Annotated in this window: 11 protein-coding genes; 3 read left to right on the forward strand and 8 right to left on the reverse strand. The window is 63.0% G+C overall.

Going from position 1 to position 10,024, the window contains the following annotated elements:
* Window positions 1-8: 8 nt before the first annotated feature.
* The 8 genes from K0H47_RS07245 to K0H47_RS07280 form a co-directional block, all read right to left on the reverse strand.
* On the reverse strand, window positions 9-959 hold the full coding sequence (locus tag K0H47_RS07245) for an oligopeptide/dipeptide ABC transporter ATP-binding protein (RefSeq protein ID WP_017475343.1): 951 nt from the start codon (window positions 957-959) through the stop codon (window positions 9-11).
* On the reverse strand, window positions 959-1,951 hold the full coding sequence (locus K0H47_RS07250) for an ABC transporter ATP-binding protein (RefSeq protein WP_093208668.1): 993 nt from the start codon (window positions 1,949-1,951) through the stop codon (window positions 959-961). The genes K0H47_RS07245 and K0H47_RS07250 overlap by 1 nt, the downstream gene beginning before the upstream one ends.
* The gene (gene ddpC, locus K0H47_RS07255; RefSeq protein WP_032868129.1) at window positions 1,948-2,829 is read right to left on the reverse strand and encodes a D,D-dipeptide ABC transporter permease; all 882 of its coding nucleotides are present in this window, start codon (window positions 2,827-2,829) and stop codon (window positions 1,948-1,950) included. The genes K0H47_RS07250 and ddpC overlap by 4 nt, the downstream gene beginning before the upstream one ends.
* A 19-nt stretch (window positions 2,830-2,848) precedes the next feature.
* The gene (locus K0H47_RS07260) at window positions 2,849-3,865 is read right to left on the reverse strand and encodes an ABC transporter permease (protein WP_017475340.1); all 1,017 of its coding nucleotides are present in this window, start codon (window positions 3,863-3,865) and stop codon (window positions 2,849-2,851) included.
* 170 nt (window positions 3,866-4,035) lie between these two features.
* Window positions 4,036-5,586 carry an ABC transporter substrate-binding protein gene (locus K0H47_RS07265; protein ID WP_219272282.1) on the reverse strand — a complete coding sequence of 517 codons (1,551 nt, stop codon included), beginning with the start codon at window positions 5,584-5,586 and terminating at the stop codon, window positions 4,036-4,038.
* Between the two features lie 118 nt (window positions 5,587-5,704).
* A complete protein-coding gene (ddpX, locus tag K0H47_RS07270; protein ID WP_177027097.1) occupies window positions 5,705-6,247 on the reverse strand; it encodes a D-alanyl-D-alanine dipeptidase in 543 nt (180 codons plus the stop codon).
* Between the two features lie 21 nt (window positions 6,248-6,268).
* Window positions 6,269-7,123 (reverse strand): MurR/RpiR family transcriptional regulator, encoded by an 855-nt coding sequence (locus K0H47_RS07275; protein ID WP_063033943.1) that lies wholly within the window; start codon window positions 7,121-7,123, stop codon window positions 6,269-6,271.
* Window positions 7,124-7,259: 136 nt separating this feature from the next.
* Window positions 7,260-7,571 (reverse strand): hypothetical protein, encoded by a 312-nt coding sequence (locus tag K0H47_RS07280; RefSeq protein ID WP_063029128.1) that lies wholly within the window; start codon window positions 7,569-7,571, stop codon window positions 7,260-7,262.
* Between the two features lie 162 nt (window positions 7,572-7,733).
* Here K0H47_RS07280 and K0H47_RS07285 point away from each other — a divergent pair, with 162 nt between their 5' ends.
* From K0H47_RS07285 to K0H47_RS07295, 3 genes are read left to right on the forward strand one after another with little or no spacing between them, the layout of a single operon-like run.
* Entirely contained in the window at window positions 7,734-8,408 is a 675-nt protein-coding gene (locus K0H47_RS07285; protein ID WP_219272284.1) for a secretin and TonB N-terminal domain-containing protein, read from the forward strand.
* Entirely contained in the window at window positions 8,405-8,950 is a 546-nt protein-coding gene (locus K0H47_RS07290; protein WP_017475334.1) for an RNA polymerase sigma factor, read from the forward strand. Before K0H47_RS07285 ends, K0H47_RS07290 begins: the two co-directional genes overlap by 4 nt.
* 38 nt (window positions 8,951-8,988) lie before the next feature.
* Window positions 8,989-9,915, forward strand: coding sequence for a DUF4880 domain-containing protein (locus K0H47_RS07295; protein ID WP_063029132.1), 927 nt, complete (start codon window positions 8,989-8,991; stop codon window positions 9,913-9,915).
* Window positions 9,916-10,024 lie beyond the last annotated feature (109 nt).

The raw sequence follows: 10,024 nt of genomic DNA on the forward strand, positions 1-10,024 counted from the left end.
GGTGCGGTTCATGGATGCTCCAGATGACACCGCACTTGCTGACTCATCCCACCGGTCAACCGCTGCGGCCGTTCGCACCCTTGGGTGCGGCGCGGGCAGCGATCCAGGAAAAAGCACCCGCCCGGCAATACCCGGTTCCCCGGCAACTCGGTGGGCGCACTGACGTAGGCATCATCCAGTGCCACCCCCAGCTTGGGGACGGCCTCCAGCAGCAGTTGGGTGTAGGGATGCTTCGGCTGCTCCAGCACTTGCTCGGCACACCCCAGTTCCACAATCTGCCCCAGGTACATCACCGCCACCCGGTCGGCCATATGCCGCACCACGGACACGTTGTGGGAGATCAGGATGTAGGTCAGCCCCAGCCGGCGTTGCAGCTCGGCCAGCAGGTTGAGGATTTGCGCCTGGACCGAGATATCCAGGGCCGAGGTCGGTTCGTCCAGCACCAGGATGCTCGGGTTGGAGGCGAGCGCGCGGGCGATGGCGATGCGTTGGCGCTGGCCACCGGAAAACTGGTGCGGGTAGCGGTCCAGGTATTCGGCGCGGATGCCCACTTGGGCGGCGACCTTGGCGGCGATGGTGCGCATTTCACCCTTGGGCGTATCGCCGAGGGCGAACAGCGGCTCGGTGATGATTTTCCAGATGGGCAGGCGCGGGTCGAGGGACGATTGCGGGTCCTGGAACACAATCTGCACATGGCGATGGCGTTCCCGGGCGCTTTCATAGACCCAGTCCACTTCGCCGTCGCTGGGCTTGACCAGGCCCATCAACAGTTGGGCGAGGGTGCTTTTACCGCAGCCGGATTCGCCGACAATCCCCAGGGTTTCCCCACGGCGCACCTGCAAGTCGATGCCGTTGAGGGCGTGGGCATAACCGCGCGGGCGGCCCAGCCAGTCGGTTTTTACCGGGAACTTGACCCGTACATCCCGCAGGGCCAGCAGTGAATCTTGAGGCACTGTCATTACACCGACTCCCCGGCAGTCAGCCAGCACGCGCTTTTGCGGGTGCCGACAGGGTTGATCAGGTTCAGGCGCGGGCGCTCGATGCATTGGCTCATGGCCTGGGGGCAGCGTTCGCGGAAGGTGCAGCCTGAGGGCAGGGCGGCGAGGTTGGGCACCTGGCCGGGGATGGTCAGCAGGTCGTCGCCGGGCTTTACCTGTTCCGGCAAGCCGCTGAGCAGGCCTTGGGTGTAGGGATGGCGCGGATCGCTCATCACCTGGGCGGTCGGGCCTTCTTCTACCACCGCGCCGGTGTACATCACGTAGACCCGGTCGCAGAACTGCGAGACCACGGCCATGTCGTGGGTGATCAGCAAGATCGCGGTGCCGCGCTCCCGGGCTTTTTCCCGCAGCAGCAACAGCACCTGGCGTTGCACGGTGACGTCGAGGGCGGTGGTGGGTTCGTCGGCGATCAGCAACTGCGGGTCGCAGGAAAACGCCAGGGCGATCATCACCCGCTGGCGCATGCCGCCGGACAGTTCGAAAGGGTAACTGTCGAGCACTTGCTCGGGGTCGGCGATGTGCATGTCCCGCAGCAGGGCGATGGCCTTGGCGCGGGCGGCGGCTTTGCTCAGGCGCTGGTGGTGGATGATCACGTCGAGCATCTGCCGGCCAATGCGCCGGGTCGGGTTCAACGCGGTCATCGGCTCCTGGAAGATCATCGCCGCGTCCCGCCCGCGAATCTGCAACAGCTCTTTTTCGCTGGCGCCGAGCATGTCGCGGCCAAGCATCTGCAAGCTGCCGGCGGTGATCCGGTAACTGCGCTCCGGCAGCAGGCGCAGGCTGAGCATGGCGGTCACGGATTTACCGGAGCCGGACTCTCCCACCACGCCGACCACTTCGCCGGGGTTGACGTGCAACGACACGCCGTTGAGTGCCTGGACGTTGTTACGGTAAGCCGGGAATTCCAGGCTCAGGTTATCGATGGCAAGGACTGCCGGACTGGACATGGTCATTTCCCCTGTTGCCGTGGGTCGAGCAGGTCACGAACACCGTCACCCAGCAGGTTGAAACCGGTCGCGGTGACCAGGATCGCCAGCCCCGGAAAGGTCGAGTACCACCAGTTGTCGAGAATGAAATTGCGCCCGGTGGCAACCATCGCGCCCCATTCGGCGGTGGGCTGTTGCGCGCCCAGGCCGATGAAGCCCAGGGCCGAGGCCATCAGGATCGCGCTGCCGATGTCCAGGCTCAGCTGCACCAGCAACGGCGGCATGGCGTTGCGGCCCACGTGCCACGACACGATGTGCCAGCGCCCGGCGCCGAAGGTCTGGGACGCCTTGACGTAGCCCATCTGGCGAATGCTCAGGGCTTGCCCGCGGGCCAGGCGCACGTAGAACGGAATGCGCACCACGGTGATCGCCAGCATCGCGTTGAACAGGCTCGGGCCCAGGGCGGCGGCCAGCGCCATGATCAGCACCAGGGACGGCACCGACAGCATGATGTCCATCAGGCGCATGATCAGGCTGTCGAAACGCCCGCCGATGATCCCCGACAGGCAGCCCAGCAGCCCGCCCACCAGGCAGGATGAAAACGCCACGAACAAGCCGACGCCCACCGACTGGCGGCTGCCGTACAGCACCCGGCTGAACAGGTCGCGGCCGACTTCATCAGTGCCGAACCAATGTTCGGCGGAGGGCTCGGCCAGGCGTTGGGCCAGGTTCAACGCGTTGGGATCATGGCTGGCCAGCCACGGAGCGAAGGCCATGCAGATCAGCACGATCAAGGTGATGGTCAGGCCGGCGATGGTCAGCGGGCTGCGGCGTATTTGATAGCCCAGGTACTCCATTCGCGCACGCCAGGTGGGGCGTTGCTCGAGGGGCACCGGTACGGGCATGGTCACGGGTGCGGTCATCTCAGTTCACCTCGCCGATGCGTGGGTCGACCACCCGGTAGAGCAGGTCGATCAGCATGTTCAGCAGCACATAAATAAACGACACCATGATCGCGAAGCCCATCACCGCCGGGAAATCCAGGGACTGGATCGACTTCACCACATAGGCGCCCATGCCTGGCCAGGCGAACACGGTTTCGGTGAGCACGGCGCCGTACAGCAGGTCACCGAGGGTCAGGCCGAGCACGGTGATCGACGGGATCAGCGCATTGGGCAGGGCGTGGCGCAGGATCACCGCCCAGCGCGACAGGCCGTAGGCACGGGCGGTACGGATGTAGTCCTCGCCCAACTGGTCGAGCATCGCCGAACGGATCTGCCGGGCGACCACGCCGAGGTTGACGAAACCCAGGGTGACGGCGGGCAGGATCAGGTGTTCCAGGGCATTCAGGAACAGCGGGATATCGCCGGCCAGCAGCGAGTCGATCAGGTAGAACCCGGTAATGGTGCGGGGCGGTTCGAGGCCTTCATCCAGCCGACCGCTGCCGGGCAGCCAGCCGAGTTGGCCGTAAAACAATACGATCAGGCCCAGGCCGAGCCAGAAGGCCGGCGTGGAAATGCCGGTGACCGCCAGCGTTCGGGCGATCTGGTCGATGGCGCGGTTGTGATACACCGCTGACAGCACGCCAAGCGGCACGCCTACCAATACGGAGAGCAACAGGGCGGCAACCGCCAGTTCCAGGGTCGCGGGGAAGAAGGCTTTCAGGTCTTCAAGCACCGGGCGGCTGGTGCGGATCGATGTGCCGAGATCGCCGTGCAGCAGGTCGCTCATGTAGCGGCCGTATTGCTGGTACAGCGGCAGGTCGAGGCCCAGTTGATGACGGATGTTCTCGACGATGGCGTCGCTGGCCCGGTCGCCGGCAATCAGGCGTGCCGGGTCACCCGGGATCAGGTGAGAGATGCAAAAGGTAATCAGCGAAACGCCGACGACGACCAAAATCAGGCCGAACAGGCGTTTGCGCAACATATTCAGGAAGGCCATGAGGGCTCCTCGGTAACACAGGACAGACGGCATTCATCCAGGCGCGCTGGCTTGTGTGGGAGCCTGGCTCGCCCGCGATGCAGGCACCTCGGTCTGTCAGGCAGGCTGAGGTGATGCTATCGCAGGCAAGCCAGCTCCCACACAAGCCCGCTCCCACATTTGATCGCGTGTTACTTGCTGATCTCAGCCACGTTGAACACCTGCTCCAGCATCGGATGGAACACATAACCCTTCACCGAATCACGCATCGGCAGGGTGTAGTTCTTCTGATACAGGTAGGCGTACACGCTGTCCTTGAGCACGATCTTCTGGGCTTCCTGGTACAGCTCGGTGCGTTTGGCCGTGTCGTTGTTGGCCGCCGCGTCGCGAATCAGCTTGTCCACCACCGGGTTGCTGTAGAACGAGCGGTTGCCCGGCAGCCCTTGCAGGGACGAGTCGAACCAGAAGTTCATGTACATGTAGGGATCGGAGAAGTCCGGCGCCCATGAGCCGATGGACACGTCGAAGTCACCCTTGCCCAGGCGCTCGCGCATGGTGGCGTTGGCCAGTTTTTCCATCTTCAGGTTGATCCCCAGCGGCGCCAGGCTGGCTTGCAGGGTCAGGCCGATGGATTCCCAGTCAGGGTCCTTGTCGGAGTACATGTAGTTCAGGGTGGTGATTTTTGTCGGGAGCTTCTTCAGGTTGGCGCCGGCGCTGTCCAGGTCCTGTTTCATCATTGGCAGGCTCGGGTCATTGGCCCACATGCCGGCGGGAATCGGTCCGTTCATCAACTTGGCCTGGCCCTTGAGGATGCCGTCGACAATGCCTTTGTAGTCCACCGCATCAACGATTGCCTGGCGGGCGTTCTGGTTGTTCAGCGGGGCTTTCTGGTTGTTCAGGTACAGGTAGGTCACCCGCAGCGACGGGAACTCCTTGATCACCACGTCTTTCTTTTTGGCCAGGTTGGTGAGCTGGTCCTGGGGCATGTCTTCGGCAATGTCCAGGTCACCGCGTTCCAGTTGCAGGCGGCGTACCGAGGCTTCGCTGATGATCTTGATCACCACCTTGTTCAGCGCGGGCTTGGCGCCGGCGTAGTAGGTGTTGGGTTCCAGGGTCAGGCTCTGGCCTTTCTGCCAGTTGGTCAGGCGGAACGCGCCGGAACCGGCGGTGTGGGTGGAGAGGTAGGCGTTGACGTCGCCCTGTTTCACCACGTCCGGGTTGATGATGCCGGCGCCGTTGTGGGCGAGGGTGTAGAGGAAGGGCGCGTAGGGTTTGGTCAGGGTGAAGCGCACGGTCAGCGGGTCGACCACGGTGACTTTCATGTCATCCGGGAACGCGCCCGACGGGCCTTGCTTGAGCTGCATCACGCGGTCGAAGGAGAACTTCACTGCGTTGGCGTCGACCTCGGCGCCGTCATCGAACTTGTTGCCGGGCTTGAGTTTGAAGTCCCACACCAGGCCGTCGGCCGAGGTGGTCCAGCTGTCGGCCAGGTCGCCCTTGACCTCGGTGCTGCCCTTGCCGTTTTCGACTTTGTAGGCCACCAGTTTCTGGTACGCCGGGTACGTCACCGCCCAATCGTTATTGTCGATGGTCACGGCCGGGTCGAGGGTTTGCGGGTCGGCGGCCTTGCCGATCATCAGGGTGTCTTTGGGGGCGGCGGCACTTGCCGATTGCCACGCGCCCAGGCTCAGGGCGGCGCACAGCAGGGAGAGTGCGAGGGTCTTGCGGTTGCTTGGGGTCATGCCGGTTTCCTTGATTATTTAGAGGAAAAAGCGGGTTGGTTTATTTTTATGAAATCTATAACCGGGCAGTTGGAGCTAAAGGGTGCTGCTAATTATTGTGATGCTACGGTCCTTGTGATCAGTGTGACTCCTCAATTAATGGGAAAAGTTCGGCATCCGGCAATTCGTAATGCCACCACTCGGTGGCAATCGCCTTGAAGCCGGCGCCGAGCATGATGCCCAGCAACAGCAGGCGGTTGCGCTGCACCTGCGGCGGCAGGTCGGGGTAGAACTGGTGGGACTTGGGCTCCATGGCATCAAACGCCGTGCCCATGTCCAGGGGTATGCCGTGTTCATCAATCAGTGTCAGGTCGACGGCCACGCCACGGGTGTGATGCGAGCCCAGGCGCGGGTCGCGCACGTAGTCCGGGTTGGGCAGGGCTTGCCACAGCAGTTGCTGGGCGTAGGCCGGCCGATAGGCGTCGTAGATCAGCAGGGTCATGCCGGCCTGGCGTGCCAACAGGCTTGCCTTGCGCAGGCAGGCCGCCGCTTCGGTGTGCAGCAGGCAGCGGGCGTTGCGGTAGATAACGGTGCCTGCCAGGTTGTCGGCACTGGCGTAGATCAGGTCGACCTGTACCGGGTATTCCGGTGGGGCGATTTCTACCAATGGGCTGGTATTCACTCAAAGATTTCCTTTCCAGGGTCAGGATTCGAACTGGCCGAAGGCCTGTTGCAGGGCGCGGTTTTTTGCCAGGCGTGCATCCAGTCGCTCGCCGTAGCGGTCAGCGACGGCAGACACCATCAGGTTGAACAGGCACGTCAGGGGGGCCATGGAGTCCCAGAATTGGCCGACATCGGTTTTCAGTTGCAGCAGGTCCAGGTCGTAGTCCCGGGCCCAGGGGCATTGCAAATCGGTGATCAGCGCCAAGGGTAGACCCTGGGCATTCGCGGTCTCGCAGAACGTGGGCGTGATGCTCGAATACGCGCGGAAGTCCGCCGTGATGGCGTAGGGTTTTTCAAAACCGGAGTTCAGGGTTTCGGCGTAGATCCCCGACAGGCCGTCGACGTAATAGACCTTGGGGCGAATGTATTCCAGGTGACTGTGGAACGCGTTGAGGATGCCCCGGGTGGACTGGATGCCGAGGATGAACACGGCGTCGGCGTCCACGATGTGCTGCACGATGTCGGCGAAACCCTGGCTGCGGGCCAGGCCATAGACGTGCTGGATGGCTTCGATCTCGCGGTTGAGGGAGCGGTCGAGGGCGTCTTCCTGATCGTTCTCCTGGCGAAAGGCACCCAGGCGGTCGGTGATCAGCCAGGACGCTTGCGGGTCGCCACGCAGGCCTTGCTTGACGTCATCGAGGTTGCGATAACCCAAGGCGCGCAAAAAACGCCCCACTGAAATCCCGGTGGTGCCGGCTTGCTGGGCGATGCTGTCGGCGGTTTCGAACGGCAGCTGTTGCAGGTTGCCCAGCAGGTAGGTCGCGATGCGTTTGCCGGTGGGCGTCAGCGTCGGGAACTGCTGTTCCAGCGTGCGCTGGAAGCTGTTTTTATCCATGACGTTTTCGCGGAGACCGGTCATTGATGTTACTCAGATTTCATGATTTTGATGTCTGTTAGAAACATAACATCGGCAATCGCGATAACACAATGGCTTTTTTTCGAGCGGGTACGCAGGAGGGGGACCGCGGAGATCAAGGCCGCTGGGGTTTCACCGAAGTACCAAAGGTATTGCCCATGCGCACGCTGGTCGCCGCCGGGGTAGAGAGCCCGATCTGGTTCGGCTTGCGTTTTTCGATGGGCACCTGTTGCGCTTCCTGGTTCTTTTGCGTGGCCTTGGCGGCGTCCGGGTTGTTGCCCATCTGCTGGCTCAGGCAGCCATAGTCCGGCGCCTTGTAGCCATCCACATTGACCTCGGCGCAGCCACCGGGTGTGCCTTCGGCGTGGGCCATCAGCGGCAGGGTTGCACACAGCAACAGGCTGGCGAGGGTCGGGAACAGGTTCATCGGTGCCTCCTGGCGCGCCTTGGGAAATGGGCGGGTATGGGGCGAAAGTGTAGTGCAGCGGGCTGCCCGTCACCGTGATGTTTTTTTTGCTGGCACCGTAACATCAGGTTCATAAACGGGCCTCAGGATGACGGTTTTGTAGGCTATGTCGGACGTGTTGCGATGCTGAGCAGGGGGGCTTGGAGGCGCGCGGGCTGCTGCCTGGCTCTGCTGTTGGGGCTGGCGCAAAGCGTGCGCGCCGAAGTGATCCTGGACCTGCCTGCCCAGAACCTGGACAACGCCCTCCAAGCGTTCAGCCGTGCCACCGGCATGGCGGTGCTGGTGGATCGCGAATTGACCCGGGGCCGGCGTTCCATCGGTGTACATGGCCGCTACAGCGCGCAGCAAGCCCTGGGCCTGCTGCTGTCAGGGAGTGGCTTGATGGCGCGTTATGCCCGCAGCGATGCGTTCACCCTGCAAGTCCCCGAGGTCAGCCAGCCGGCAACGACGCGGGGACTGAAGGCCGGCCATGCAGCACGGATCAACAACAGCTACGCCACGGCCTTGCAGCAGGCGATCGAGCGCAGTTTGTGCCGTTCGCCCCTGACCCGCCCCGGCAGTTACCGCGCGCTGGTGCAGGTGTGGGTCAGCGGTGACGGGGTGATCGAACACAGCCGCCTGGTCAGCTCCACCGGTGACCTGCAGCGTGACGAAGCGCTGGTACGCGGCTTGGGCGCCACCCGTGTCGAACGCCCGGCGCCCAGTTCACTGCGCTTGCCGGTGACCTTACTTTTGATGCCCGATTCAACAGGAACACGCATGGAATGCACAGCAGGGGAAGGAGTTTCCGGGGCATGAAAGACACCGGCCACAGCACGATGGTCAGCCTGTTCCTGGCGTCCTACGAGGACTTCAAGGTACGCCTGCGCAAGCGCCTCGGGTCCGAGGACCTGGCCAACGACGTGCTGCACGAAACCTACCTGCGGGTCGACCGCATGGACGTGCCGCCGAACCTGGCGCAACCCAATGCTTACCTGTACCGCATGGCCCTGAACATCGCCGCCGACCGACGCCAGGCGGATGCGCGGCTGCTGACCGGCAGTGAAGTCGAAGAGCTGCTGCAGACAGCCGATGAAGCCCAGGACCCCTCGCGGGTGGTGGGTGGCCAGCGGGAAATCCAGTCCTTGCTCAAGGCCCTCTACGAACTGCCGGCGCGGCGGCGCCAGATCCTCATCGCTGCGCGCCTGGAAGAGGCGCCGCACCTGGAAATCTCCAAGCGTTTCGGGATTTCCACGCGCATGGTCGAAAAGGAAATCAAGGCCGGGCTGGGCCACTGCGCGCAGCGCCTTGAAAGAAAAGTGATCCAGCGGTTCGGTCCCGGGGCCGGAAAACCGTCTTAGTGATTGAGTCCCTGATAATCCGTTGAGTACCTGCGCGCTTGAACATTTTTAACTTCTCCGCTGCCCGGAATACCCCAGACAGCCCCCTGCACGATGAAGCGCGTGACTGGCTGGTGCTGCTGACTTCGGGCCGGGCCACCGTTGCGGATGCCAAAGCGTTGCGCCAGTGGTGCGCCCAGAGTCCGGAACATGCCCGGGCGTTCGAGCAGGCCAAGGTGTTGTGGCAGCAATTGGCTACGGCCGCCGAGCAGGTTTCCCGTCCACGGCATTTTGGGCGGCGGGCGTTTTTGGGTGGGGCGATTGCGGCGTCGGCGGCGGTGTTTATGGTGCGGTTTACCGTGCCGGGTGGGTTTGCCGGGTTGACGGCGGATTATCGCACCGAGGTTGGGGAGCAGCGGCGGGTGGAGTTGGGTGAGGGGGTTCGGCTGGAGCTCAATACCCAGACGCGGATCAGTCGGCGTGAGGGGGGGATTGAGTTGGTGGAGGGGGAGGTTGAGGTGGTTGCCAATGCGGCGATGCCGCTCCAGGTTCAGGCCGGTGGAGGGTGGTTGAGTGCGGCTCGGGCGCGGTTCAATGTGCGCAATACGGATCACAGTGTGTGTGTGACGTGCATTGATGGGGCGCTGTTGGTGGCTGTGGGTGGGCGTACGGTTCGGCTTGAGGGTGGGCGGCAACTGACTTATGACGCTGGCGGTGTGGGTGAGCCGGTGGCGGTGGATGTGCAGGCGGTGGTGGCCTGGCGGGAGCAGGTGTTGGTGTTTGATAACGCGACCTTGGCGACGGTGGTGGATGAGATTAATCGCTATCGGCCGGGGATGTTGCTGCTGATGAATGCGGAGCTGGGCAAGCGGCGGGTGCAGGCGCGGTTTAGTTTGCATCAGTTGGCGGGGGTGGCGCTTTTGATTCGCGATGCGTATGGGGCCAAGTGTACGGAGTTGCCTGGGGGGGTGGTTTTGTTGAGCTAAGCGGTGGAGTGAATATCCATTATTTAGGTAACGGCTGCTTATGGTTTCGCTCTTACAGCGACTCACTTTGGAAAAGCCCCAAAGTAAGCAAAGGGCTCTGCCCCGCCTG

Origin of the sequence: Pseudomonas sp. Xaverov 83 (assembly GCF_019352905.1) — a bacterium.
Classification (GTDB): domain Bacteria; phylum Pseudomonadota; class Gammaproteobacteria; order Pseudomonadales; family Pseudomonadaceae; genus Aquipseudomonas; species Aquipseudomonas yamanorum.

Coding starts and splice junctions, on each gene's coding strand:
- K0H47_RS07280 (WP_063029128.1), bottom strand. CDS start 7,571: ATGAACCTGTTCCCGACCCTCGCCAGCCTGTTGCTGTGTGCAACCCTG.
- K0H47_RS07265 (WP_219272282.1), bottom strand. CDS start 5,586: ATGACCCCAAGCAACCGCAAGACCCTCGCACTCTCCCTGCTGTGCGCC.
- K0H47_RS07285 (WP_219272284.1), top strand. CDS start 7,734: ATGCTGAGCAGGGGGGCTTGGAGGCGCGCGGGCTGCTGCCTGGCTCTG.
- ddpC (WP_032868129.1), bottom strand. CDS start 2,829: ATGCCCGTACCGGTGCCCCTCGAGCAACGCCCCACCTGGCGTGCGCGA.
- K0H47_RS07290 (WP_017475334.1), top strand. CDS start 8,405: ATGAAAGACACCGGCCACAGCACGATGGTCAGCCTGTTCCTGGCGTCC.
- K0H47_RS07250 (WP_093208668.1), bottom strand. CDS start 1,951: ATGACCATGTCCAGTCCGGCAGTCCTTGCCATCGATAACCTGAGCCTG.
- K0H47_RS07245 (WP_017475343.1), bottom strand. CDS start 959: ATGACAGTGCCTCAAGATTCACTGCTGGCCCTGCGGGATGTACGGGTC.
- K0H47_RS07260 (WP_017475340.1), bottom strand. CDS start 3,865: ATGGCCTTCCTGAATATGTTGCGCAAACGCCTGTTCGGCCTGATTTTG.
- K0H47_RS07275 (WP_063033943.1), bottom strand. CDS start 7,123: ATGGATAAAAACAGCTTCCAGCGCACGCTGGAACAGCAGTTCCCGACG.